General features: G+C 36.5%; 21 protein-coding genes. 2 read left to right on the top strand and 19 right to left on the bottom strand.

Annotated elements, in window-relative coordinates:
* Positions 1–250: 250 nt before the first annotated feature.
* From CEF14_RS16720 to CEF14_RS16695, 5 genes are all read right to left on the bottom strand, one after another.
* Positions 251–817 carry a DUF4256 domain-containing protein gene (locus CEF14_RS16720; protein ID WP_102693871.1) on the bottom strand — a complete coding sequence of 189 codons (567 nt, stop codon included), beginning with the start codon at positions 815–817 and terminating at the stop codon, positions 251–253.
* A gap of 270 nt (positions 818–1,087) precedes the next feature.
* A complete protein-coding gene (locus CEF14_RS16715; RefSeq protein ID WP_102693870.1) occupies positions 1,088–1,738 on the bottom strand; it encodes a 2OG-Fe(II) oxygenase in 651 nt (216 codons plus the stop codon).
* A 360-nt stretch (positions 1,739–2,098) separates the two neighbouring features.
* On the bottom strand, positions 2,099–3,082 hold the full coding sequence (locus tag CEF14_RS16710) for a tRNA dihydrouridine synthase (RefSeq protein WP_211284627.1): 984 nt from the start codon (positions 3,080–3,082) through the stop codon (positions 2,099–2,101).
* Between the two features lie 447 nt (positions 3,083–3,529).
* Positions 3,530–4,891, bottom strand: coding sequence for a 23S rRNA (uracil(1939)-C(5))-methyltransferase RlmD (gene rlmD, locus CEF14_RS16700; protein WP_102693867.1), 1,362 nt, complete (start codon positions 4,889–4,891; stop codon positions 3,530–3,532).
* Between the two features lie 144 nt (positions 4,892–5,035).
* Positions 5,036–5,623 (bottom strand): TetR/AcrR family transcriptional regulator, encoded by a 588-nt coding sequence (locus tag CEF14_RS16695; RefSeq protein ID WP_170061537.1) that lies wholly within the window; start codon positions 5,621–5,623, stop codon positions 5,036–5,038.
* A 134-nt stretch (positions 5,624–5,757) separates the two neighbouring features.
* Between CEF14_RS16695 and CEF14_RS16690 the strand changes: the two genes are divergently transcribed.
* Positions 5,758–6,936 carry a YhgE/Pip domain-containing protein gene (locus tag CEF14_RS16690; RefSeq protein WP_102693865.1) on the top strand — a complete coding sequence of 393 codons (1,179 nt, stop codon included), beginning with the start codon at positions 5,758–5,760 and terminating at the stop codon, positions 6,934–6,936.
* 299 nt (positions 6,937–7,235) lie between these two features.
* On the opposite strand, the gene cydS is transcribed toward CEF14_RS16690, so the two are convergent.
* The 5 genes from cydS to CEF14_RS16670 all read right to left on the bottom strand — a co-directional run bounded on the left by cydS (position 7,236) and on the right by CEF14_RS16670 (position 11,868).
* The gene (gene cydS, locus CEF14_RS19505; protein ID WP_407690461.1) at positions 7,236–7,346 is read right to left on the bottom strand and encodes a cytochrome bd oxidase small subunit CydS family protein; all 111 of its coding nucleotides are present in this window, start codon (positions 7,344–7,346) and stop codon (positions 7,236–7,238) included.
* A 15-nt stretch (positions 7,347–7,361) separates the two neighbouring features.
* Complete coding sequence (locus tag CEF14_RS16685) at positions 7,362–8,387, bottom strand: cytochrome d ubiquinol oxidase subunit II (RefSeq protein WP_102693864.1); 1,026 nt, start codon at positions 8,385–8,387, stop codon at positions 7,362–7,364.
* Positions 8,384–9,730 (bottom strand): cytochrome ubiquinol oxidase subunit I, encoded by a 1,347-nt coding sequence (locus tag CEF14_RS16680; protein ID WP_102693863.1) that lies wholly within the window; start codon positions 9,728–9,730, stop codon positions 8,384–8,386. The genes CEF14_RS16685 and CEF14_RS16680 overlap by 4 nt, the downstream gene beginning before the upstream one ends.
* Positions 9,731–10,193: 463 nt before the next feature.
* The gene (locus CEF14_RS16675; RefSeq protein ID WP_102693862.1) at positions 10,194–11,111 is read right to left on the bottom strand and encodes a diacylglycerol kinase; all 918 of its coding nucleotides are present in this window, start codon (positions 11,109–11,111) and stop codon (positions 10,194–10,196) included.
* A 196-nt stretch (positions 11,112–11,307) separates the two neighbouring features.
* Positions 11,308–11,868 carry a thioredoxin family protein gene (locus tag CEF14_RS16670; protein ID WP_102693861.1) on the bottom strand — a complete coding sequence of 187 codons (561 nt, stop codon included), beginning with the start codon at positions 11,866–11,868 and terminating at the stop codon, positions 11,308–11,310.
* Positions 11,869–12,012: 144 nt separating this feature from the next.
* Here CEF14_RS16670 and CEF14_RS16665 point away from each other — a divergent pair, with 144 nt between their 5' ends.
* The gene (locus CEF14_RS16665) at positions 12,013–13,155 is read left to right on the top strand and encodes an MFS transporter (protein ID WP_102693860.1); all 1,143 of its coding nucleotides are present in this window, start codon (positions 12,013–12,015) and stop codon (positions 13,153–13,155) included.
* A gap of 290 nt (positions 13,156–13,445) precedes the next feature.
* Here CEF14_RS16665 and gatB read toward each other — a convergent pair whose 3' ends face one another.
* The 9 genes from gatB to CEF14_RS16620 all read right to left on the bottom strand — a co-directional run bounded on the left by gatB (position 13,446) and on the right by CEF14_RS16620 (position 25,551).
* Positions 13,446–14,873, bottom strand: coding sequence for an Asp-tRNA(Asn)/Glu-tRNA(Gln) amidotransferase subunit GatB (gene gatB, locus CEF14_RS16660; RefSeq protein ID WP_102693859.1), 1,428 nt, complete (start codon positions 14,871–14,873; stop codon positions 13,446–13,448).
* A gap of 1 nt (position 14,874) precedes the next feature.
* Positions 14,875–16,335, bottom strand: a complete 1,461-nt coding sequence (gatA, locus tag CEF14_RS16655; protein ID WP_102693858.1) for an Asp-tRNA(Asn)/Glu-tRNA(Gln) amidotransferase subunit GatA — start codon at positions 16,333–16,335, stop codon at positions 14,875–14,877.
* 23 nt (positions 16,336–16,358) lie between these two features.
* On the bottom strand, positions 16,359–16,652 hold the full coding sequence (gene gatC / locus CEF14_RS16650) for an Asp-tRNA(Asn)/Glu-tRNA(Gln) amidotransferase subunit GatC (protein ID WP_102693857.1): 294 nt from the start codon (positions 16,650–16,652) through the stop codon (positions 16,359–16,361).
* Positions 16,653–16,946: 294 nt separating this feature from the next.
* A complete protein-coding gene (locus CEF14_RS16645) occupies positions 16,947–18,092 on the bottom strand; it encodes a CamS family sex pheromone protein (RefSeq protein WP_102693856.1) in 1,146 nt (381 codons plus the stop codon).
* A gap of 16 nt (positions 18,093–18,108) precedes the next feature.
* Positions 18,109–20,115, bottom strand: a complete 2,007-nt coding sequence (gene ligA / locus CEF14_RS16640; protein WP_102693855.1) for an NAD-dependent DNA ligase LigA — start codon at positions 20,113–20,115, stop codon at positions 18,109–18,111.
* A 19-nt stretch (positions 20,116–20,134) separates the two neighbouring features.
* Positions 20,135–22,381, bottom strand: coding sequence for a DNA helicase PcrA (pcrA, locus tag CEF14_RS16635; protein WP_102693854.1), 2,247 nt, complete (start codon positions 22,379–22,381; stop codon positions 20,135–20,137).
* Positions 22,382–22,427: 46 nt separating this feature from the next.
* Complete coding sequence (gene pcrB / locus CEF14_RS16630) at positions 22,428–23,117, bottom strand: heptaprenylglyceryl phosphate synthase (protein ID WP_102693853.1); 690 nt, start codon at positions 23,115–23,117, stop codon at positions 22,428–22,430.
* Between the two features lie 176 nt (positions 23,118–23,293).
* The gene (locus CEF14_RS16625) at positions 23,294–23,611 is read right to left on the bottom strand and encodes a YerC/YecD family TrpR-related protein (RefSeq protein WP_102693852.1); all 318 of its coding nucleotides are present in this window, start codon (positions 23,609–23,611) and stop codon (positions 23,294–23,296) included.
* A 209-nt stretch (positions 23,612–23,820) separates the two neighbouring features.
* Complete coding sequence (locus CEF14_RS16620) at positions 23,821–25,551, bottom strand: adenine deaminase C-terminal domain-containing protein (RefSeq protein WP_102693851.1); 1,731 nt, start codon at positions 25,549–25,551, stop codon at positions 23,821–23,823.
* Between the last annotated feature and the right edge of the window lie 92 nt (positions 25,552–25,643).

Raw genomic sequence — 25,643 nt, 5'->3', positions numbered from 1 at the left:
CACATTTTTGTTTAAAAGTAAATTTCTAGAATAGACTTTGAATAATGAAATAAGTAGCATGATCAGCTATACTAGCACATAAAAATAAAAAAACGCATTCCACAATTAGGAATACGCTTTTTTTATGTACGCTATCTCCACCAAACCACTGCTTCATAATGCTATTAAAAATAACCAAAGAGATCATATAACCTTTTTGCGAAATATGCCCCTATGTCCCCTAACATAGGGTAGCATTTTACTATAAAAACTAGACCCTTAGCAAGCCCCGAAAACCTCTTCCAGCATAATAGGATTCTGCTCCATTGTGGTACACAAAGACAGTGTCATAGCGACGATCACAAAAGATGGCTCCACCGAGTTTTCGTATATTAGCAGGTGTTTTCACCCAGCTTGATGTTTTTGTATCGAAATTTCCAAGTTTCTGCAACTTCCTGTATTGTTCTTCTGTTAAAAGCTCAATACCCATTGCAGTAGCCATATCCATAACGTTATTTTCTGGTTTATGTTTTTTCCTTGATTCCAATGCTTCACGGTCGTAACAGATACTTCTGCGCCCTTTAGGACTTTCCACTGAACAATCACAAAAAATGTACTCGTCCGCCTTTTTATCATAACCAACAACATCCGGTTCGCCGCCAGTAATCTCCATTTCATTGAGCGACCACAGTTTTTCACTATTGGATTCGATCTTCGCCTGTACATTCGACCATTCAAATCCATTATGACGATTCATGTTTTTCTCGAAACGCACTTGCAATATTCCGAGTATTTCTTCCTGTTGGTCGGGTGACAACACCTTTTTTTCATTTTCCATACTAAACCTCCTCATATAATGTTAAGAACCACTTTTAACTATATCAGAAGTTCAACAGGACTCCTGTATTCCCTATTAACGCGCCTTCTGAATTGTTTACTGCGCTATCTATGCTCATTTTACTGTTATAACATGCTAGTGGATTTAATACCCGGCTCGTTTCCTATTTCAGTGGTATCTAGTCTATTAAGAAAATGTGACAGCTTTCTATACTCGAAAAAAACTATTGATTTGAAAGGATTCGATGAACGAATCGTTTACTAGGTCGATTTAGTTTATTTTCTGCCTTCTCATCCATTGTGTGGCTAACCACTTTTCTCCCTTTACAACTGGAGCTCCTCCGTGCAACGTTAATTCGTTTAACATTTGATCGTTATAAAAATATTCAAAGTACACTGCCATGCCCTTTTGCGGACTAACAGAAAAGTTTAGCTTTGGAAAAAAGGTGTTTCCTCCCTCTTCCACATCATTTAAGTAAATCACAAGCGTTGCGATTCGATTGTTACTCGCAGCTTTACTTGTAGAAGCGAAATAATCAAAATGTTCTTTGTACTCTTGACCCGGTTGATAGTTCAGAATATGAAGCCCTTCTCCGTGCTCTATAGGAATCCCCATAATGACCGATACCCTTTTTTGTACCCTCGCAAGGAGATCATTGTTGATGTCTGTTAAAAACGCACCGTTGCTTGTTCGTATATCGCTGACTTCTCGGGTTCCTCCGATTTTAGAACGTTGAAGGCGTTCTTTTGCCAACTGAATTAGTACATCGCATTCCTCATCATCCAATACCGAGCCTAAAACGACGACAAGTGGTTTTTCTAATCGAGCAATGATATTAATCTCTCTGTCTTCTGTTTTTATTTTATTTCCAATATGGTTAAAAATAGTCGCTTCTTTTGTATGTGCATCTTTAAAAACCATAGTCTATTCACCTACCCCTATTTTTGTCGAAATATTCATTTATTTCGACAAACAAGTTTCCATTTCCTTTTAAACTTTCACTGAGCAAAAAATTTATTTTATATTCTTCATTTTCTTCACATTTATAAGCTTCTTTCTATAATGTGTTGAGCGACAATTCTCATTAACAAGCAAAAAAGAACGAATTCCACCAATTGGAATTCGTTCTTTTAATATAATTACGGTAACTTCAACCTCGCAACCGCTCCCAACGTGGTAAGTGTATGAGGCAACACAGGTGTGCTGGTTGGATTATTACATTAACGTATTCATTTTCCTCTAACTTTTTGAGCATTACATCATTTCACTGACCCTGTCCCATCAACATTCTTTTCCAAAGTGATCAAGCAATGCACGCACTTCATCTGTTGATTTCGTGTTCATCAATTGATTTCTTAATTCAGCAGCTCCAGGGAATCCTTTGACATAAATTTTGAAAAAGCGATGAAGCCCTGTGATTGAACGTGGCAGTACTTCCGCATATTGATCTTGAAGATCAAGCTGCAGTCTTAAAAGATCAAGATATTCTTTACTGCTATGCTCTTTTGGCTCTTTTTCAAAAGCAAAAGGATTTTTAAAAATACCTCGCCCGATCATAATGCCATCAATACCATATGTTTTTGCAAGCTGCAGCCCAGTTTCACGGTCAGGAATGTCTCCATTGATGGTTAATAGCGTATTTGGTGCGATACGGTCACGTAACTTTTTGATTTCCGGAATTAGATCCCAATGCGCATCTACTTTGCTCATTTCCTTTCTTGTACGTAAATGAATAGAAAGGTTCGCAATATCCTGTTTTAAAATATGCGTTAGCCACTCTTCCCACTCATTTACATCCTTATAGCCAAGTCGTGTTTTCACACTGACAGGCAGTCCGCCCGCTTTTGCTGCTTGAATAAGTTCTGCCGCAACGTCTGGACGCAGAATAAGGCCACTACCTTTCCCTCTTGATGCCACATTCGGTACAGGGCAGCCCATATTAATATCGATACCTTTAAATCCCAGCTCTGCCATGCCAATACTCATTTGACGGAAATATTCGGGATTATCCCCCCAAATATGTGCCACCATTGGCTGTTCATCTTCTGTAAACAACAAACGGCCACGCACACTTTTCATTCCCTCTGGATGACAATAGCTATCCGTATTTGTAAACTCTGTAAAAAATACATCCGGTCTACCTGCTTTACTTACGACATGACGAAAAACAACATCCGTCACATCTTCCATTGGTGCAAGTACAAAAAATGGTCGTGGTAAATCACGCCAAAAATTATCGATCATTTTAAACTCATATCCTCTCATTATGCATACAACTTTAAACGGTATGTCAAAAAGCCAAATGTTCCACTTCTTTTACACTTATATCATGCTTAATCACTTATTATCAAACACAAGTACATTTGGATATTCATAATTTGTGAAATACTATTGTGAAAATCTGCAATGTTTTGGCAAGGTTTATTGTAACGAAAATCGGCCCTGAATGGTATTTTTATAAAGTGAAACTTTAATCAGTGGGGTTTTCTTCATCCCCCACTGAAATATAGGAACTCCGGTTAAAAACGCCACGTCCTGTGGCAACACCTGAATGACCAACATCTTGTTGGTCCGAACCAATCGGGCTTTTACGGGCAGTTGATCCCCCACCTAACTTCTTCTGAATTTTGAGGTAGGGGTCTTACTGCCCGTTAATGCGGGATTAAAAAAAGCAGATGGTATAGATTTTTTCTATATCAACTGCTTTTTCTATTATACCAACTCCAACCACGCCACTGCTTCACAATGTGCCGTATGCGGAAACATATCAACAGGCTGCACTTCCTGCGTCTTATATCCACCATCTTCAAGAATGCGTAAATCTCTTGCCAATGTGGATGGATTACATGATACATACACAATACGTTTCGGACGTTGTTCTAAGATTGTTTTTAACAATGCTTCGTCACAGCCTTTTCTTGGTGGGTCTACCATCAAGACATCTGCTGTTTTGCCTTCTTTGTACCAGCGTGGGATCACTTCTTCTGCTGGGCCTGCCTCGAAGTAGGTGTTGTCTAGGCCGTTTAGTTTAGCGTTTCTTTTTGCATCTTCAATCGCTTGCGGTACGATTTCAACGCCCATGACATATTTTGCTTTTTTCGCCATGAATAATGAGATGGTGCCGATTCCACAATAGGCATCGATGACGGTTTCCTCCCCAGTTAACTGTGCATAGTCTAAGGCTTGTTTGTACAAGACTTCTGTTTGGATTGGATTAACTTGATAGAATGATCGAGCTGAAATTTCAAAGCGCACATCACCGATATGATCTTCAATCGTATCTTGTCCCCAAAGGTTGATGGTTTCGTTACCGAAGATGACGTTTGTATTTTCTGCATTAATATTTTGCATGATTGATTTTACATTTGGCACAAGCTTGCGAATGAGTTCGATAGCCTCTTCTGCCTGTGGAAATTTACGTTTTTTCGTCACAAGTACAACCATTACTTCATCTGTTGCACGTGCTTTACGAACAACGACGTGACGTAACATGCCTTGTTTTGTTTCTTCGTTATAAGGCTTGATACCTAATTTCCAAAGTTGTGGTTTTAAGCCTTCTAAAATCGCATCTGCTTCTGGTGTTTGAATCAGGCAACGGTCTGTATCGACAATGGCGTGGGATTTTGTTTTATAAAATCCTGCGATTGGGGCATCACCATTTAAGCCAAATGGGATTTGGGCTTTATTTCGATAATTCCATGGATTGTCCATCCCTTTTACCGGATGAACAGGTGCATCAATTTTACCAATACGTGTCATGACATTGCGAACCATTTTTTCTTTCCATTTTAATTGGCCCTCGTAAGATAAATGTTGGAGCTGACAACCGCCACATTGTGCGTAAACACCACACTCAGGCTCCACTCTGTCTGGTGATGGCACTTCAATAGTCACTATTTTAGCAAATCCATAATTTTTCAACGTTTTTAAGACATGAACTTCTACTTGTTCGTCGGGAAGTCCACCTTGGATAAAGAGCGGATAACCCTCTACTTTTGCGACACCCGCGCCATCATGTGTTAAATCTTCTATATAAACCGATAATCGGTTATTTTTCTTTACTGGTGCTGTCATTCGTGCATCCTCCGTTTCAGTCCTTCTATTGTATCATGACCTAAGCAAAGAAAAAATCCAAGAGCTTACGTGAACTGCACTCTTAAAAATAGATCGTTTAAAAAAGCAACTTATGCTATCTATACGCTATTAGTATTAAATATTTTAAACTGTTTTAATGAACAACAAAATTTTCATATAAAGCTTGGCGATTTCTTCGGGAGTCTCCCGTTTTTCATGGGATAGCCATTGCTCAATTAACCCTAATATGGCAGAAGCCGCAAAAGCTGAAATATAATCGATTGGAATAGAAGGGTCTATTTTAAATAACTCTGAACGATAATAATTGACTTCAAATTGTTTGATAAAAAAGTTTTTTAAACGGAAATGGAAACCAGAAGTATTGTTTTTGGATAGTAAAATCATAAATTGTTCTGCATGTTGATTAAAGTAACGAAATACTTCAGTGGATAAAACAGCTATCTCCATGTGTTTTTCTTTAACCATTGCATCTTTCATATTCATGGCTTCTAAGTGTACTTTTAGACCTTCTAATAGTTGATTTTCTATTTGATCTAGAAGTTCATATTTATCTACATAATGTAAATAAAAAGTTCCTCTATTTATGGAAGCATTTGTTGTAATATCCTTTATAGATACTTTTGAAAATTCTTTTTTAGAAAGTAGTTCCATAAAACAATCTTGTATTTTTTTTCGCGTTTGTAAGTTCATTTCATCATATATACTTGTCATCGCTTCCTCCTTCATTCCACTCAACACATTTTCTTTTTTTGATGATTGATGTATTTTTGTACAGTTCCTATAATTACATTATATCACTCAACACGTTGTCTAGTGGATATTAAAAATGAAAAGGAGTTTTGATAATGCGTCTATTTAAACAAAAGTTAGCTCTAATTGCTCCTATTGCAGTTATTGTAATACTTGTTGTTTTTAGTATTAATCTTGTAGTGCAAGGAGATCCAAAACCAGAAAACTTGCCAGTTGCACTTGTTGTAAATGACAATGGGGAACAGGCAACTGTATTAAAAAAAGCTTTACTTGCACAAGAGAAAAGTGTCGATGGTAAAGAACCAATGTTTGATTTTACGATTGTTAATGATGAAAAATCTTTAGATCCATCATTTAATGACCAAGAATATTATGCTGCGCTTATTATTCCTAAAGGATTTAGTGAAGCAGTCACTTCAATTACCAAGACAAATACACCTGCTGCTGTAACGATTAAAGTAAACCAAGGTATGAATTCTACGGGTGCAAACTATGCAAATCAAGGACTTAGTGCAGTTGTAGATGCAGTAAGTAACCAAGTGTCACAACAAGTTTTAAGTAGTTTAGAAGAGTCTAAACGTAATATTACAGCTACTCAAGTAAAAGCTTTAGCAACACCAATTACCAAAAATATCGAGAGTGTAAATGCTGTTACAAAGGCTACAGCTAATGGAAATGCCCCGATTTTGATGGCTATGCCTGCTTGGGTAGGTGCTTTAATCGGTGGTATGTTGCTACTTCTTGCAACACAAAAAATAAAATTTACCAAACGAACAGATCGTTTAAGTGTCATGGCTGAACAAATTGTTTTAGGTATCGTAATGGCTTTACTTTCTGGTTTTACTGTTGCAACACTTGCAACATGGTCTGGTATGAACTTACCATCTTATTCCATTGTGTTATTATTTATTGCTTTTGCCTATTTCTGTTTCTTTATGTTAGTATCAGCAACTGTAGCATGGATTGGAAAACCTGCGATTATGATTTTTATGGTAATGATGTTAGTCGGTATGGGTACAATTACAATGCCACCAGAAATGTTACCATCATTCCTTGCAAATTATGTACGTACTTGGATGCCAATGCGTTTTGCTGCTGATGGATTACGTGAGATTTTCTACTTTGGTACAGGTTTCTACACAGGTAGCCCAAGTAATGTTTTAATGGGTATTGGTGGAGGTGCTCTTATAGTTTACTTATTATCAGCACTTAAACCGATTAAATCTGCGAAAGAAATTAAAAATAATTCGGATGAACAACTCCAAAATCAATAAATTTCAAACTATTTTCATAAAACTTTCTAAAGGCTTGACTCTTTCATGCAGAGTCGGGCTTTTTACATTGTAAGAATTTGCACTCTAGCCAATAAGAATAACCTCTTCTACATATCCTGGCTAACTTACACAGATAAGTAACCATCTTTTTGTTGGTATTTTCGATCACTTATTGATGATTTCATATTTATCTATGGCGATTAGTGAGGGCTTTTAAATAGAAAAAGCCCCGAATAGGTACTTTTTATAAAGTGCCTATTATTCGGGGTTCAGTTCAATAATTGCCCTTGGATTTCTTTTTATTTTTCATCTTTAGTAACAGATTGATCTTTAGAAGCAACGTAAAAGCCAATAATAATTGAGATAATTACTACGATAAATGGTCCATAGAAAATAAGAATTTTTTCCATTTGGCTTTTCCTCCTTTAAGCATGGTGATCTTCTTTACCTCTTACATAATCCTTATCAAATAGGAACAATTTCAAAACTAAATACAATGACGGAATGAGTAACAATAACCCCAGAACAAAAGCTACAACTAAAGCAATCGCCATTGCCTGATTTGTAAAGGAATCATATAAAGTAAGGAATGGATAAAGCAAGTACGGATAATGTGAAATGCCATAGCCAAAGAATGCGAATGCAAATTGCCCAATCAACAGCCATACCGCAAGACCGTAATTACGTTTTATACTGATACACCAAAGGGTAATAAGGAACATAACTGCTGAAATCGCAAATAGATACCAAAAATCAACCATTTTGTTGAAATGTTCGATATTATGTTTCCGTAATTCCACCATAATACCGATTACCGAAATGGCCAAAGGGACTGCCCAAATGAGCGCATATTTTCGCAATAACTCTGTTGCTTCTCTATCGCCTGCCTTATTGGCATACCAAGTAAGAAACGTAGCTGAGATATATAGTACTGCTGCTAGTGCTAGCACAACGATACTCCACGTAAGGGAGCTCGTAAATAATGCACCATAATCTAATACGGGGCGATTATCGACAATAGTAACAAAACCGCCTTCAGAAATGGTCAATACAACAGATAATGCTGCCGGTATTAATAATCCCGACAAACCATACATGAAAGAATATCCTTTATGTCCCCTTGAACCATACGATTCAAATGCATAGTAACTTCCACGAATAGCAAGTAGCACAAGCGCAATACTTGCAGGTACTAGTAAAGTTGTGCCATAGAAGTAAGCTGTTTTCGGGAAGAACCCGACAATTCCTACAAAGAAGAAGACTAAAAATACATTGGTAATTTCCCATACTGGTGATAAATAACGCTGGATAATATTTGTTAAAATATGCTTTTTACCGATTACTAAGCTATACGCATTAAAGAACCCTGCTCCAAAATCAATTGAACCGATGATCACATAACCGAATAAGAATAACCACAATACGGAGATACCTAGTACTTCTAAATTCATGAAATACCACCACCCTTTTCAGCATGACGATCTGCAATTTCTCGTTCTATCGGATTCTTTTTGAACATTCGTCGAAGTACTACAACACTTCCTATTCCAAGAATTATATACACTATGCAGAAGAGGAGAAACATTAAATCCACATGTTGACTAGATGTTGCTGCTTCTGCAACTTTCATATAGTGTACTAAAATCCATGGTTGTCTCCCTACTTCTGCTAACCACCATCCTGCTTCAATCGCTATCATGGATAATGGCCCACCAGCAACTACCACCCACCTAAACCATCTTGAATGGATGAATCGCCATCTTCTGACTTTCCCAATAACATAAATAGCTGAAACACCTACCATGAAGAAACCAATCATCACCATTAAATCGAATAAGAAGTGAATATATAGTGGTGGCGTTTCATCTTTTGGAAATTCATTTAACCCTGTTACTTCTGCGAATGGATTGTTGTGCGCTAAAAGACTCAAAGCATATGGAATTCGAATTGCATATTTAATCTCTTCTCCATCTCTAATACCGAATACTAATAGTGATGCACCTTTTTCTGTTTCAAAATGCCACTCAGCAGCCGCTAATTTTTCTGGTTGATATTCTACTAAATACTTTGCTGAGAAATCTCCAACTACAGCTGTTCCGATAGAAAATACTAAGCCCAGTTTCATAAATAAATACAATGACTTCTTATGATAAATATGACTGGATCCTTTGAGCATTCTAAAAGCAGCAATTGCAGCTAAGACAAAGGCAGATGTCATATAGGCCGTCAGTAAGACATGCCCAACTTTTGTTGGCATTGCTGGGTTGAACATTGCAACGAGTGGTTGAATGTTTACTAATTGTCCATTCACGACTTCAAATCCTTGTGGTGCATTCATAAACGCATTCACCATTGTGATAAAGATTGCTGACATAGAAGCACCAACAGCTACTGGTATTAATAATAAAAGATGCTTCTTTTGATTTTCAAAGCGATCCCAAGTATATAAGTATACGCCTAAGAAAATTGCTTCAAAGAAGAAGGCGAATGTTTCCATAAAGAGTGGTAATGCAATGACATTACCAGCTAACTCCATAAAATTTGGCCATAAAAGTGATAACTGTAACCCTAATGCTGTACCTGTCACAACACCAACAGCTACCGTAATAACAAAACCTCTTGCAATACGCCTAGCGAGCAATATATAGTGTTCATCATTCTTTTTGATACCAATCCATTGAGCAATCATTATCATGAGTGGAACACCGACACCAATTGTGGCGTAAATAATATGAAACGTTAAAGTGAGTTCTATTAATAGGCGGCTAAAAAACACCGCATGATCATTAACCATTCTTAAGCCTCCTTAATGTCCAAAAATTCTCCCTAGCATCGATATCAACATAATCCCCGCAACAATAAAACTAGTCCAAATCAACTTCTTTTCATGTTGTTTATACATGGCATGCACTTCCTTCACTTCGTAATATACGCCCGAAAAAAAACTTTCTGTCCTCAAATTCTTGACAAATTAAGAACGGATTCATGATAAAGATATGGAGAAAATTCGGAAATCATGAAAATACATTTTAAAAGTATTGCTTCATCCCAAGATTATTGGAAGCAGCTTATGTAACAACTTAGCTACTGCAAGAGAAGCTGCTGATGAAATAACACATAATACTAATATGCTCAATGCACCCAAATATAATGCAGATGTTATGTTGTTATCTAGCGAACTTGTTAAACATTATTTCTAGCTACAAAAAAAGGCTAGAAAGCGTATCATCACTTTCCAGCCTTTTTACTGCAAATAGTTATTCTTTTATTCGATCTATTTCACGAATGTCGTTAATCGGTACAAATAACTCGATATGTTGTTTTAAGTTTGTAAACTCTGCAGGTGCATCTCCACCATATTCACCATCTAAGTTTAGTTGAATTTTTTCATCCGATGTAATCTTCAGGTGCTTTGCCTTCGCATAAATGATATGCGGATCTTTCATATGTTCTCCACGACTTGCAAGCGTAACGATTTTAACAAAATCTGCTACATTACATTTTTTTAGGATAAATACAGAAAACAATCCATCATTAAGACTCGCATCCGGAGCAAGTTTTTCAAATCCACCAACTGAATTTGTTAATGCGATAAGTACCATCATTGCTTCATCGTCAAAAACTTCTCCATCATATTCGATACGCATCTTAGTAGCCTTAATGGATGGCAACATTTCGATACCCTTTAAGTAGTAAGCCAGTTGGCCTAATACTGTTTTTAGTTTACTTGGAACTTCGTAGGTTAGTTCAGTAATACGACCGCCACCAGCAATATTGATAAAGTAGCGATCATTTACTCGACCCACATCTACAGGAATGCTGTCACCAGCAATAATAATATCAACTGCTTTGTCAATGTCTCGTGGAATACGTACTGCACGTGCAAAATCATTTGTAGTCCCCATCGGAATTAATCCGATTTTAGGTCTATTTTCAAATCCACTAACACCTGCGACGACTTCGTTTAAAGTACCGTCTCCACCTACAGCGATGATAATATCAAATTTTCTTTCGACTGCATCTTTAGCAGCAGTAGTTGCATCACCTGCACATGTTGTCGCATGACAAGACGTTTCATAGCCTGCAACTTCTAATTTTGCTAAAACTTCAGGTAAGTGTTTTTTGAAAACTTCGCGGCCTGAAGTTGGGTTATAAATGATACGTGCTCGCTTCATAGTTATACCTTCCTACTCTCGATATTTCTAATATATGTTAACGAATTCATTCAGAAATAGTTTCCTCACTATAAAATTGCAGAAAACAGGCTGTCTCAGTTCATTTATGTAGAGGCAGCCGTTCTATTGAATTCGTTCAAATTATGGACCTTCATATATTTTATACCGAAGTAGACATCTACTGCAAATCTCCTTATTACGAAAGGGCTAAAATCAGTGCTCTACTAATATCTTCATAAACCCATCCCCAGAACTGTTCATTGGTTGCATTTTCTTTTGTAATACCTGCAAATAAAACTTTTTGCTTGTCTGCAAATGTTGGATCATCTTGGGCAGGAAGCTCAGTTTTCTTTTTCAACACATATTCTTGTAATTGCGGTGCACGCGGCCCCCATTTTCCAATGACTTCCCCTTGTTGATCTAAAAAGATGTAAATTGGTATAGAGCGACCACCATTTGTTAAGTATTGATCGATCAGTTCTATATTTTGATCACGAAATACCGCTCTTACCTCCAAATTCGCTTCTTCAGCAATACGACGAATAATAGGGTTATTCATCATTGCATCTCCACACCAATCTTCCGTAATGGCCAAGATATGTGGTTTCTTCTCGTTCAATAAAGCAAGAAAATCTTCATCATGTGGTAAATCAAATGTATGATACACATTAAAGCTCTCTTCTTTTAATGTTGTCATTTGTTCCATATAATCTTTGATTGGTAAACCTTCATTAAAATATTGCTGCTCTGTTTTCATATAAAAAATCCCCTCCTGTTTTTAGTGTAATGGGTTCTCTACTTTTTCGCAAAACGATCAACTTAAAAGTTTGAAAATTCCATCATTTGTTTGTAATCCAATATTTCTGTAATATTATTGAATGATATAAAGAAAGGATTGTATATGTTGAATGTTCAAAATCTATTAAAAGGGCATAACTTTTTATTTTTTGGCTTATTAGCGCTTTTCATTCCATTCTTACCTGTATTCTTGAAAGGACAAGGTTTGACTACCAGTGAAGTTGGACTCATCATTGGGGCGGGTGGCTTTGTGACAATCATTGCTCAGCCTTTATGGGGCATGATTAGTGACAAAAGAAAAACTTTAAGAAAGGTTATGCTCTTATTAATTTTGATGACTGCTGTTTGTGGTTTTCTATTATTTAATATGAGTAGCTTTTGGAGCCTTGTTATCGTTGCAATGCTTGTCTACTTTTTCTTGATGCCGTTAGATCCTTTAACAGAAAGTTTAAACTATACAATGACCGAAGCTGCAGGAACGAGCTATGGTTCTGTACGTACATATGGTGCACTGGGCTATGCTGTTTTATCCTTAATCGTTGGATATGTGATGAAATGGTTTGGCATGAATAGTATCTCTATTCTTTTTGTATTGTTAGGGATTATTTGCTTTGCGATTATGTGGAAACTTCCTGATGCCCCTACTACTTCAACACCTGTTACAATCGATGGTTTAAAGAAAATATTAACAAATAAAGAAATGATATTGTTTCTAATTTTAATTTTTATCAGTTCCATTCCTGCACGAATGAATGATACGTTTTTAGGAATTCATATCAATACTTTAGGTGGCGATTCGTCACTAGTAGGAATTGCTTTTTTTATCTCAGCCGCTACTGAGATTCTCGTGTTTGCACTTAGTATTTGGTGGTTGCGAAAAGGGAAAGAATTACTCATTATTACTTTTGCTATTTTCTGCTATGCGCTTCGTTTCTACTTGTCAGGATTAGTAGAAAGCCCTATTTTGCTCACACTGATTCAATTACTTCAAATGTTAACATTCCCAATCTATTACACAGCAGCGATTCAGTATTTGTATCAAATTGTTCCGCGTGAATGGCGTGCTACAGGACAAACCGTGTTAGCATTATTATTCTTTGGTATTTCGGGGATTATCTCATCTTCTGCTGGTGGTTTTATTTATAATGTATATGGCGGACATATTTTCTATTATACGATTGCCACCGTTTCATTTATAGCAGGCATATATGGTGTAGGATTATTACTTCGAAATAAAAAGAATTAGTTTAGAAGAATGGATTATTTGTCGTAACAATAAAATACTTAAAGTACCTATCAAAAAGGGTCTGTTTAACAAATCTATAAACGCTTTGTTAAACAGACCTATTTATTATTACGATGACTTAAGTAGTTTTATACGCAAATACAATTTCCAATTCCGCGAGTATTTTAGGCGAGAACGCGAGTATTTTCCTTCTAAGCGCGAGTATTCACCTACAGAACGCGAGTAAAACGTTAAGTAAAAAATAGAGCCAACAAAAATATTTGTTGGCTCTACATCTATATAACTTCGAATTAACGTTTTTGGATTTCTTCTAATAGAAGTTTGTTTACCATTTGTGGATTTGCTTGTCCACGAGAAGCTTTCATAATTTGACCTACTAGGAAGCCAATTGCACGGTCTTTACCGTTTTTAAAGTCTTCGATTGATTGAGCGTTGTTATCAAGAACTTCTGTAACCATTTTAAGAAGTGCGCCTTCATCAGAGATTTGAACAAGGCCTTTTTCTTTAACGATTTTTTCAGCTTCGCCACCGTTTGTCACAAGTTCTTTAAATACTTTTTTCGCAATCTTAGAAGAGATTGTGCCAGCAGTGATTAATTTAATCATACCGCCAAGACCTTCTGGAGTAAGTGCTGTTTCTGAAAGTTCTTTTTGTTCAGCATTTAAGTAAGCAGAAACTTCACCCATTAACCAGTTAGATGAAAGTTTTGCATCTGCACCTGTTGCAACAGTTGCTTCAAAGAAATCTGCTGTTTCTTTAGAAAGAGTTAATACATGTGCATCGTATGCTGGTAGACCAAATTCAGATACATAACGTTCTTTACGAGCATCAGGAAGTTCTGGAATCATCGCTTTTTCACGTTCTAACCATTCATCGTCGATTACGATATCAACCAAGTCTGGTTCTGGGAAGTAACGGTAATCATCTGTTCCCTCTTTTACACGCATAAGAATTGTTTTACCAGTTTTTTCATCAAAACGACGAGTTTCTTGTTTGATTTCGCCACCGGCATTTAAAACAGCTGCTTGACGTTGTTCTTCATATTCAAGACCTTTACGTACAAAACTAAATGAGTTTAAGTTTTTCAATTCAGTTTTTGTACCGAATTCATCTTGACCATATGGGCGAATTGAGATATTCGCATCACAACGTAAAGAACCTTCTTCCATACGTACGTCTGAAACACCTGTATATTGGATGATGGCTTTTAGTTTTTCAAGGTATGCATAAGCTTCTTCAGGTGTACGCATATCTGGTTCAGATACGATTTCAACTAAAGGAGTACCTTGACGGTTGTAATCGACTAATGAAGAGTTTTTACCATGAGTAAGTTTACCAGCATCTTCTTCCATATGGATACGAGTGATACCGATACGTTTTTTCTCACCGTTTACTTCGATTTCAATCCAACCATTTTCACCGATTGGTTTATCAAATTGTGAAATTTGATAAGCTTTCGGATTATCAGGATAGAAGTAGTTTTTACGGTCAAATTTAGTGTGTTGGTTAATATGCATGTTTAGAGCTAGAGCAGCACGCATTGCATAATTGACAACTTCTTTGTTTACAACAGGTAGTACACCTGGATAACCAAGGTCTATAACAGAAGTATTCGTATTTGGTTCAGAACCAAATTGGTTAGGAGATGGAGAGAAAATTTTAGATTTTGTTTTCAACTCAACGTGTACTTCTAAACCAATAACTGTTTCGTAATTCATATTACTTTACCTCCCAAGTTTGAGGTGTTTTATCAACGAAGTCGGTAGCACGTTCAAATGTGTCTGCCACACGGTAAACTGTACCTTCCTCGAAGTATTTACCAATAATTTGTAAACCTACTGGTAGACCATTATCAAAACCACATGGAATGGAGATAGCAGGGACACCAGCAAGGTTGATTGGAACAGTTAAGATATCATTTGCATAGACAGTCATTGGATCGTCGATGTTTTCACCAATTTTGAATGCAGTAGTTGGAGCTGTTGGACCAACAATGACATCATATTCTTCAAATACTTTATCAAAGTCTTGTTTGATTAATGTACGTACTTGTTGTGCTTTTTTATAGTACGCATCGTAAGTACCAGCTGATAATGAGTAAGTACCAAGCATGATACGACGTTTTACTTCATCACCGAAACCTTCAGCACGAGTTTTTGTGTAAAGTTCATCTAAGTTAGATGCTTCTGCACGATAACCATAACGAATACCATCGAAACGAGAAAGGTTAGATGAGGCTTCAGATGAAGATAAAATATAGTAAGCAGCTAGTGCATATTTAGAGTGAGGAAGTGATACTTCATCAACAGTAGCACCTAACTCTTTTAATTTATCAATAGCAGCTAAGATAGCTGTGCGAACACCATCACTTACACCTTCAGCTAAATATTCTTTTGGTACAGCAACTTTAAGACCTTTAATGTCTCCAGTTAATTGGTCTACATAGTGAGGTACTTCTACATTTGCTGAAGTTGAGTCGTGTTCGTCAACACCTGCGATTGCTTCAAGAATTAAAGCATTGTCGCGTACGTTACGAGTAATTGGTCCAATTTGGTCTAATGATGATGCGAATGCTACCAAACCAAAGCGAGATACGCGACCATATGTTGGTTTCATCCCTACAACACCACAATAAGCAGCTGGTTGACGGATTGAACCACCAGTATCAGATCCTAATGAGAATGGTACTTCTCCTGCTGCAACTGCTGCAGCTGAACCACCTGAAGAGCCACCTGGTACATGAGCGAAGTTCCAAGGATTATGAACAGGTTTAATCGCAGAGTTTTCATTTGCTGAACCCATTGCAAATTCATCCATGTTCAATTTACCAATTGTGATCATACCCGCTTCTTTTAGTTTTTCGACAACTGTTGCGTTATAAATAGGATTGAATCCTTCTAAGATTTTAGAAGCACAAGTTGTTTCTAAACCTTCTGTTACGATATTATCTTTTACGCCAATCGGTAATCCGTAAAGTGGTCCACGGTTTTCAAATGGTACTTCATCCATTTCTTTTGCTTGTGCTAATGCGTTTTCTTTATTTAAAGCTAAAAATGCACCTACTTCGCCATCAACTGCATTAATGCGATTATATGCAACTTGAGTTAAGTCAGCGATTGTGATTTCTTTGCTATGTAATAGCTCTTGTAATTCTGCCGCTGATTTTTTGAATAATGACATTCTTGTCCCTCCTAACGTTAATCTTATTCTGTAATGATTGGTGGTACTTTGACTAAGCCATCTTGTTGTTCTTTAACGTTTTTCATCATAACTTCGCGATCTAAACCTTTTACTGCTACGTCTTCACGAAGTACGTTTACTAAAGGTAATACATGAGTAGTAGGTTCTACATTTGTAGTATCTAGTTCGTTTAATTGCTCGGCGAAGTCAGTAATTGCACCTAATTGAGCTGCAAACTTTTCTGCTTCCTCTTCTGTAATTGCTAGACGAGCAAGATTTGCTACGTGCTTAACCTCTTCTTTTGAAAGTTTTGCCATTTTTCACACCTCCGAAATCGATAACCATACCGATAATAATATCATTTTTCTAAAGAAATGTGCAAGACACTTCTATTAACTAAAGCGCTTTTGAATGCTTGAAAGTAAAGGGTTTTATTCCCTCCATGATCATGTGAGTTACCTATTTTTCATTATATCGAAATTTCGTTGAAAAATTATCCCCATTAAAATTATACATTTATTTGACACAATGAAAAGTTTTGCTCTATATCTTATATTCGTAAAAAAAGAGGTTGTTCCCCATAGCTTTAGGGTCAACCTCTTTTATATTATTTAATCATTGTAAATATGGACGTATGGTTGATCTGCATTTGCCTCTTTAACTACTAAAGCTTCAGGACCGTTAACAGATGTAACACTTACTTCTACTTGTAAACCTTTTGGGAATTGATCCATTACTTCACCAGACATATATTGAGTGAAACCAATAATTTCTGATGATCCATAGAATTTTATAGGAATTTGAATTTCTAGCTTTTGAATCTTATTGTTTTGATAGAATCCCGTTCCAACAATATTGGTGTAATTTGAGAAATACTTATCAATATCTTGTTTAAAATAATTAAAGTTCTCGTTAATATCGCGGTATTTATTGTTTGAATCACTTGTTGGGAAGAGAACATATTCCTCATTGATAGATTTCCAATCTTTTATTTGAGAACTCCCTTGATCAACATTTGTATAAGCAAAATAAGTTCCTGGAACAATAGAAGAACGGCTAAGTTGTTTAAACAGACCGACAGTAATTGGAACTTCTGATAGACCGTTTATCTGACGTAAACGTTTTACTACTTGTGCAGCGATTTTTTTGCCCTGTGCGTCAAGTACAGCTTGTGGAATATCTTCCTCATATGTTGCACCGTATTGTTCCTTTTGGTAGTAATAAACTGAATTCAATGCAAGTCCAATAGAAATGCCGGCAAGTTTTACTTTGTTCTTTCCTGTTTTTTCTAAGTAGTTTTGTTCTATAATATGCGCCAAATAAATTGGCGCTGTTTTTGCACGTTCTGTAGGAGACATATTTTTTGTTGTTTTTGGATTTAATCCAGCCGGATCTTGGGAACTACGTGCTAACCACGAATTCACAGTATTCGTATCTAAATATTGCCCTTCTTGGAAGTAATATTTGTCTGGACTAAAAGCTTGTTGAGATAAGCGTTGTAAACCGCTTTCTGCCTCTTTTATATCATATTTAGTATTAATATTTGAAACAATCAAACCTCTACTTGCGCTTTCCTTATAAGGTAAAAGTGTACGGTAGTATTGGTTATCAATTTGCATACTAGGAATGATTGTTGTTTCTTCTTTATCTTTTGTAGTAGATTGCACGACAGTTGAATCTTTTGTTAAAGAAGGTAAACTACAGCCTGCTAACATAGCTGTAACAACCATAACTGGTACCCAGCGAAGTCGGTTCATTGTCTTGAAAGCTCCTTTACTCAGTTAGTTCTTCAATGAGACGGTCCTCATTCCACACTTCAATGCCTAGTTGTTCAGCTTTTGTGAGTTTTGATCCTGCCTCTGCTCCGGCTATGACAAGGTCTGTTTTTTTACTTACGCTTCCTGTCACTTTTCCGCCTAGCTCTTCTATTTTCTCTTTTGCTTCTTGCCGTGTCAATTGTTCTAATTTACCAGTTAACACAATTGTTTTCCCAGAAAATACACTTACTATTTCTTCTGCATTTACTTTCTTACCTAAGTAAGTCATATTAACGCCAGCTTCACGTAAACGTGTAATTAACGCTTGTACATCTTCACTTTCAAAATAAGAAACAATAGAGTCAGCCATTTTTTCTCCGATTTCAAAAACATTGACTAATTCTTCTTCAGTTACAGTCATTAATCGATCCATCGTTTCAAATTCTTCAGCTATTAATTTTGCTGCTTTTGCACCCACATGACGTATTCCTAATCCAAATAATAACCGCTCTAGTGAATTCTTTTTAGACTCAGCAATGGCATTAACCAAATTTGTTGCGGATTTTTCACCCATTCGATCAAGTTGAACTAGTTCTTCTACTTGTAGATGATACAAATCAGATACATCTTTTACAAGATTGGATTTTAATAATTGCTCTACGACTTTTTCTCCACAACCATCAATATTCATTGCATTACGAGATACAAAATGAGCCATACCTTCTGCAATTTGGGCAAAGCATTGTGGATTAACGCAACGTAAAGCTACTTCCCCTTCAATACGAACAAGTTCACTTTCACAAACTGGACAATGGGTTGGCATAGCAAAAGGTTCGCTTTCTTCACTTCGTTGATCAAATAATACAGATACAACTTCTGGAATAATATCGCCAGCCTTACGAATAATCACTTTGTCTCTGATACGAATATCTTTTTCGCGGATAATATCCTCGTTATGCAATGTTGCACGTTGCACCGTAGTTCCAGCAACTTGTACTGGTTCTAAGATAGCAGTTGGCGTAACAACACCTGTACGACCAACTGTTAGATCGATATCTAAAACAGTTGTTACAACTTCTTCTGCAGGAAATTTATACGCAATCGACCATCTAGGAACTTTTACTGTGTTCCCTAACTCAGCTTGTTGAGCATAGTTATCTACTTTAATAACAATACCATCTATTTCATATGGTAATGTTGGGCGTTTTTCTGTCCACTCTTCGATATAAGCCATAACTTCTTTGATATCTTTACAATTTCGACGTTCGTGGTTTGTTTGAAAGCCTAACTGATCCATATAGTTTAGAGCCTCACTATGACTTGTTAAACCATAAGCTTCTCCGCTACCACCAATAGCATAGATAAAAGTAGCTAAGTTACGACTTGCGGCAACTTTAGGATCTAGTTGGCGTAAAGAACCTGCTGCCGCATTACGTGGATTAGCAAATAGTTCTTCCCCTTTTTCTGCACGAGCTTTGTTTAAATTGGTAAATGACCGTTTTGGCATATAACATTCACCACGAGCTTCAATTGTTACTTGTTCTTTTAAACGAAGTGGTACAGAGCGAACAGTTTTTAGATTTTCCGTAATATCTTCACCAATAGTCCCATTACCTCGTGTCGCACCTTGGATGAAAATTCCATCTTCATAACGTAATGAAATAGCTAAACCATCAATCTTCAGTTCACAAACATAGGAGAAATTGTCACCAATAACTGATCGAACACGTCGATCAAAATCATTTAAATCACTTTCGTTAAAAGTGTTTCCTAAACTTAGCATCGGATATTGATGTGTTACTTTTTGGAAACCAGTTAAAACTTCCCCACCTACACGTTGAGTCGGTGAATCTGGATAGATTAAGTCTGGATTTTCTTTTTCTAATGCAATCAGTTCATGTAAAAGCTGATCGTAAACTGCATCCGGTACAACCGGATTATCTAATACATAATAGGCATGTCCATATTCATGAAGAAGCTGATTTAACTCTGCAACACGCTTTTCCAATTGAATTCTATCCATTCTTTTTCCTCCAAATTACTTAAACTTTGTCAATTGGCGCAAATTTAGCTAATAATCGTTTAATACCAGTTGGGCTTGGGAATGCAATATCTAATTCGGTATTTTCATCTTCTCCCCGAACAGCAACAACTGTACCAATACCCCATTTTTTATGGGAAGCTTTATCGCCTGCTTTCCAGCCTATTTTGTCTCCACCTGTTTGTGAATAAGCTGGCGTTATAATCGTTTTACGCGTTTGTGGTACAGCGTAACTGGAAGTACGACGATTAGACACCCCAAAGCTATTGCTTGAGCTTGAAGAATGTGTATTTGTTGAAACTTCTTCTAGTATTTCAGGACCGATTTCTTGCAAGAAACGTGATGGACGATTAAAACTACTTCGCCCGAAAATTGTACGCGATTGAGCACATGTTAAGTATAATCGTTTTTCAGCGCGAGTTATGCCGACATAGGCTAAACGACGTTCTTCTTCCATTTCATCTTCATCTTGCAAGGATCGTGAGTGTGGGAAAATGTTTTCTTCCATTCCGATAATAAAGACAACCGGAAACTCAAGACCTTTTGCAGAGTGCATCGTCATTAAAACGATAGACCCATTTGACTCATCTTCCTTATCAAGCGTATCAATATCTGAGATCAACGCTAAATCTGTTAAGAAGGCTACTAATGATTTATCATCGCTTTGATCTTCAAAAGCCTTTGTAACCGATAAAAATTCGTTGATATTTTCTAAACGACTTTCAGCTTCAATTGTTTTTTCATTTCTAAGCATGTCTCGGTAGCCTGATTTATCAAGAACTTCCTCTACTAGTTCAGATACAGACATAAATTCTTGCATTTTAGTAAAGTTTGAAATCATTGTATGGAAAGCGATTGCCGCATTTGTAGCTCTTGCTGATAACCCCATAAAATCTACTTCTTTTAACGCATCGAAAATAGATCGATCTTGATCAATTGCAAATTGAGCCATACGTTCAAATGATGTTGCACCAATACTACGCTTTGGTTCATTTATAATTCGGGCTAACGATAGATCATCATCGTTATTTGCTATTAAGCGAAGATATGCAAGTAAGTCCTTGATTTCTTTACGGTCATAGAACTTTGTGCCACCGACAATGGTATATTCCATATTCGATTTAACCAGCATTTCTTCCATTACACGAGATTGTGCATTTGTTCGATATAAAATAGCAAAATCATCTAATGAACGATTTTCCTTTTCCATTAGTTCTTGAATAGTCTTAACAACAAATTGAGCTTCTTGCTTTTCGTCATATGAGCGGTAGAGCGAAATTTTCTCGCCGTCCTCGTTATCTGTACGAAGCTTTTTAGGATAACGGCTGGCGTTATTTTGTATGACGTCATTGGCAGCTTGTAAGATGCGAGAAGTTGAACGATAATTTTGCTCAAGCATAATTACTTTAGCAGTTGGATAATCCTTTTCGAAAGATAAAATATTCTGGATATCCGCACCACGCCAACGATAAATAGATTGGTCAGAATCCCCTACTACACAAATATTTTGGAATTTCTTTGCTAGCATTTGCACTAAACGGTATTGAGAATGGTTAGTATCTTGATATTCATCTACATGGATATATTGGAAACGATTTTGGTAATATTCCAATACATCAGGAACCTCTTCAAATAATCGAATCGTTTGCATAATTAAATCATCGAAATCGAGTGATTGATTTTTGCGTAAACGTTTTTGGTAGTTTTCATATACTTGTGCTACTGTACGTTCGTACGGATTAGCTTCATTTACTTGTGCTTGATAAGTTTTAACATCGATACATTCGTTTTTTGCCGAGCTAATCGCATTCAACATTGAGCGTGGATCAAACCGTTTAGTATCTATATTAAGTTCCTTTAAAGCGTTTTTAATCACGGTTAGTTGATCAGATGTATCTAATATCGAGAAGTTTTTGTTGAAGCCAATTCGATCAATATCTCTCCGTAAAATACGTACGCACATAGAATGGAAAGTTGATACCCACATGCGGTCTCCCGTACCATTTCCAAGTAATCCATCAATTCGTTCTCTCATTTCACGCGCTGCTTTGTTCGTAAATGTAATCGCTAAAATTTTAGAAGGATATACTTGTTTTTCGATAACTAAATAGGCAATTCGATGAGTCAGCACGCGTGTTTTACCAGAGCCAGCTCCCGCCATTATAAGCAACGGTCCCTCTGTTGTTTTGACAGCTTCTTCTTGCTCTTTATTCATACCTTTGATTAAGTTCTTTGTTAGCTGTTCCATAAGGCACCACCTTTATATACAAACATTTGTTCTTAATTATACTATATTATTTTTTATCTTTCACTGCTTTTACAGTTTGTAATGCAATTTTTAAATCGTCATAAATGATATTTCCTACAACAATTGTATCTGCGTATTTAGCCATTTCTTCTGCTTGCTCAATAGAAGTAATGCCACCACCATATATTAATTGAGTTTGTTGTAATTCTTGACTAATCGTTCTCACTAATTGTGGGTCACCATATTCCCCGCTATATTCCATATAAAAAACAGGTAATTTAAAGAAGTTTTCAGCCATTCTTGCATATGCGATTACATCATCTTCATCTAAATCCGTTTTGGCATTAGCTACTTTCGCTGCTTTACAATCACCATTTAAAATGCAGTATCCTTCTGCAATTAGCTCCTCCCACATCATTATATCGCCATATGCTTTTATCGCTTCATGATGTAAATCTTTTACCCAAGTTGTGTCCATACTATTTAATACTGTAGGAATTAAATAATAGTCGTAACCTGGTGTTACTGATTCTAAATTAGAAAGTTCTAATGCAACTGGAACTGTAAAACGACGAATACGAGCTAATAAGTCTAACACATTATCAATTGTTACGTCATCAGTTCCTCCTACAATAATGGCATCTGTACCTGATTCACATAATGCTTCTAGTTCTTTATCTGTTATTGTTTTTGCCGGATCCACCTTGAACACATGCTGCCAATTTTTTATCTCCATATAAACCCACCTATCTATTTTTCTTTCTGTTAACAGTATACACAAAACAAGCCTTTCGCTACTATTTGCGAAAGGCGGGTAGAAGAATTTTATGGTTATTATAAGTTACAACCTAAAAAGGAAAAACTGAACAGAATCTGTCCAGTTATTAATCCTCCTTAAAGCGGAAATGCTTTTTATTTAGGTGCTTGAAAAGGTTTTTCGTCTGGATAAAGACGACCTAACATTTCATCATACGTGTCATTACCATAATCAAAACATCTGCGTACGCGAGATATTGTTGCAGTAGATGCACCTGTTTCCTTTTTTATGGTTTCATACGTTTTTTTCAAACGTAGAAGATGTGCAACTTCAAAACGCTGTGCTAATGATTGGATTTCACTGATTGTGCATAAATCATCAAAAAACTTATAGCATTCTTCAATATTATTTAACTCTAAAACGGCTTTGAACAATTGATCTGTTTGATGGCCTCTAATTTTCTCGATTTGCATAAACACTTTTTCCTCCTTCCCTATTGGATGGCCTAGCGATTATTTTCTCGTCCAGGATTGGAAGGTATAAGGTGATCCTCATGATGGACAAAACATACATGATTGTACCATGTCTATGAGTTCGCCGCTACCCAATGTCAACGATCTCTTATCATTTATATTTTACCACCATGTAGGCCTTGATTTCAATTTAACGCTTTAAAGCACTACTATCTCATAACAGATGGAAATAGTACCTTTTTCTTCATTACATCGAATATCCCTCGTTGTGTGATACGAATATAAGGTAAATGTGTTGATTGTAAGAATAAGAGTGTATAAATCGCATCTCCGTGAGGATAACCTCGTTCTGCTAAAGCCGCTTTTAATGCTTTCTCTTGGGCTATTAGCTTTTCTAATGGCTTATTAGATAAACTACCTCCGAGAGGCAATGGTAAGCTCTCCACTACTTCCCCATTTTCAACAATAACAATTCCACCATTCATTTCTTTCATTACGTGGAATGCATGAAGCATTGCTTGTACGTCTTTACCGATTAAAATAATATCACCCGTGCAAGAGTAAGATGAAGCAAATCCTTGAAGTTTATTTGCAAACCCTTTTATCAATGTATTTACACGCCATCTACCTTGACGGTCAACAAGCATTAAATAACATTCATCATGTTCCTCACTTAAATGACCATCATTTGTATGGACTGATACTTTATACGGTTTTGTAATCACATCATTAACCATCTCAATACCAAAAGGCATCGAAAACTGACAATCTTCTTCTGTTATATCGAAATCTAAATCTAACGATCCTAATTTTGAAAAATCAGTGCCTTCTAATGACTGAACTTTTTGTCCGTCTCGTTTTAGCCAAACACCTTTTGACAAAACACTTACAGGTACAGGATGAAATTCATCCTGTAAAATATTCAAAGTAGCATAGCGACCTGTTGCTATAAAGCCATGTACATCCGTCATATTATAATAACGTGCTACATTATATGTGGCCATTTGGTATGCATCAATTGGACTTACACCTGCATCAAGCGCCACCTGAATACATTTATCCATAATACCATCTTCATAAAACGATGGTGTCGCTCCATCTGTTGTCATCATTAGGTGATCAAAGATATCCAATTTCTTATCGACAATATCTTTTAATAAATTTGGCAAATCTGGACGGATCGATGAATGTCTTAAAGTTACAGCATAACCATGTAAAATGCGATTTTCTACTTCATCAATAGTCATCGCTTCATGGTCTCCATCTGCACCAAATAATTTTAATCTTGCTAAAGTACGAGAAGATGCACCCGGTAAATGCGTTTCAATTTTTTTGCAGTATGCTTTTGCAGCTTGTAGCCAATATAGCATCTGGTCATCACCAGCTACTAATCTCGGCCAGCCAGTTAACTCTCCACCAAGTAATACATCTCTGCGTTCCAACCATTCATGTATGGAAGTTGTTGTAAATAAATCATGTTCATGAAGAAGTTCTGTTTGTGAATCCAAACGAACCCACCAATAAAAAGAAAAAGGTAGTTGTTTTAATTGATCTAAAATTGAAAACGCTTTCTTATTACTGAGTTCTAAAAAGAACGTCATATTGTCAGATATGAATGTAGTTGTTCCAAGTTGCGCAGAATAATCCGCTAATGTTTGGGGATTATAAAGTTGAAATGGATGTACATGTGGTTCGATATAGCCTGGAACAATTGTTTGTCCTTTTGCATCTACGATATCTGTCCCCTTCTGATTAACTGGCATTTTAGGACCTGCATAAATAATGCGCTCTCCTAAAATCCAAATATTTCCTTGCATCCATCGTTTATACATGCTATGTAGATAACGTGCGTTAGTTATAACAATACTGGGTGCTACCTTACCATCTATAACAGCTACTTGCTGCCGTATTTCCCCAATTTTCCATGCTGGTTCTAGCATTGCATCCATCTCCTTTCTATAAAGTGTGTGCATTTTTTGCACGGTTATTTTGTAAGCGAAAATGCAATTTGAATTTTTTGTATTATAAGGTA

It is taken from the genome of Rummeliibacillus pycnus (genome assembly GCF_002884495.1).
GTDB lineage: Bacteria > Bacillota > Bacilli > Bacillales_A > Planococcaceae > Rummeliibacillus > Rummeliibacillus pycnus.
Note: the sequence above shows the minus strand (reverse complement) of the source record. Positions and strands in the feature narration are given on the sequence as shown.

Bases quoted from the DNA above. Each gene is read 5' to 3' on its own strand.
- CEF14_RS16665 (WP_102693860.1), top strand. From the start codon at position 12,013: ATGTTGAATGTTCAAAATCTATTAAAAGGGCATAACTTTTTATTTTTT.
- CEF14_RS16720 (WP_102693871.1), bottom strand. From the start codon at position 817: ATGGAAAATGAAAAAAAGGTGTTGTCACCCGACCAACAGGAAGAAATA.
- gatB (WP_102693859.1), bottom strand. From the start codon at position 14,873: ATGAATTACGAAACAGTTATTGGTTTAGAAGTACACGTTGAGTTGAAA.
- gatA (WP_102693858.1), bottom strand. From the start codon at position 16,335: ATGTCATTATTCAAAAAATCAGCGGCAGAATTACAAGAGCTATTACAT.
- CEF14_RS16670 (WP_102693861.1), bottom strand. From the start codon at position 11,868: ATGAAAACAGAGCAGCAATATTTTAATGAAGGTTTACCAATCAAAGAT.
- pcrA (WP_102693854.1), bottom strand. From the start codon at position 22,381: ATGGAACAGCTAACAAAGAACTTAATCAAAGGTATGAATAAAGAGCAA.
- ligA (WP_102693855.1), bottom strand. From the start codon at position 20,115: ATGGATAGAATTCAATTGGAAAAGCGTGTTGCAGAGTTAAATCAGCTT.
- rlmD (WP_102693867.1), bottom strand. From the start codon at position 4,891: ATGACAGCACCAGTAAAGAAAAATAACCGATTATCGGTTTATATAGAA.
- CEF14_RS16710 (WP_211284627.1), bottom strand. From the start codon at position 3,082: ATGAGAGGATATGAGTTTAAAATGATCGATAATTTTTGGCGTGATTTA.
- CEF14_RS16680 (WP_102693863.1), bottom strand. From the start codon at position 9,730: ATGGTTAATGATCATGCGGTGTTTTTTAGCCGCCTATTAATAGAACTC.
- CEF14_RS16620 (WP_102693851.1), bottom strand. From the start codon at position 25,551: ATGCTAGAACCAGCATGGAAAATTGGGGAAATACGGCAGCAAGTAGCT.
- CEF14_RS16690 (WP_102693865.1), top strand. From the start codon at position 5,758: ATGCGTCTATTTAAACAAAAGTTAGCTCTAATTGCTCCTATTGCAGTT.
- CEF14_RS16645 (WP_102693856.1), bottom strand. From the start codon at position 18,092: ATGAACCGACTTCGCTGGGTACCAGTTATGGTTGTTACAGCTATGTTA.
- pcrB (WP_102693853.1), bottom strand. From the start codon at position 23,117: ATGGAGATAAAAAATTGGCAGCATGTGTTCAAGGTGGATCCGGCAAAA.
- CEF14_RS16695 (WP_170061537.1), bottom strand. From the start codon at position 5,623: ATGACAAGTATATATGATGAAATGAACTTACAAACGCGAAAAAAAATA.
- CEF14_RS16675 (WP_102693862.1), bottom strand. From the start codon at position 11,111: ATGAAGCGAGCACGTATCATTTATAACCCAACTTCAGGCCGCGAAGTT.
- CEF14_RS16715 (WP_102693870.1), bottom strand. From the start codon at position 1,738: ATGGTTTTTAAAGATGCACATACAAAAGAAGCGACTATTTTTAACCAT.
- gatC (WP_102693857.1), bottom strand. From the start codon at position 16,652: ATGGCAAAACTTTCAAAAGAAGAGGTTAAGCACGTAGCAAATCTTGCT.
- CEF14_RS16685 (WP_102693864.1), bottom strand. From the start codon at position 8,387: ATGAATTTAGAAGTACTAGGTATCTCCGTATTGTGGTTATTCTTATTC.
- cydS (WP_407690461.1), bottom strand. From the start codon at position 7,346: ATGGAAAAAATTCTTATTTTCTATGGACCATTTATCGTAGTAATTATC.
- CEF14_RS16625 (WP_102693852.1), bottom strand. From the start codon at position 23,611: ATGCAAATCGAGAAAATTAGAGGCCATCAAACAGATCAATTGTTCAAA.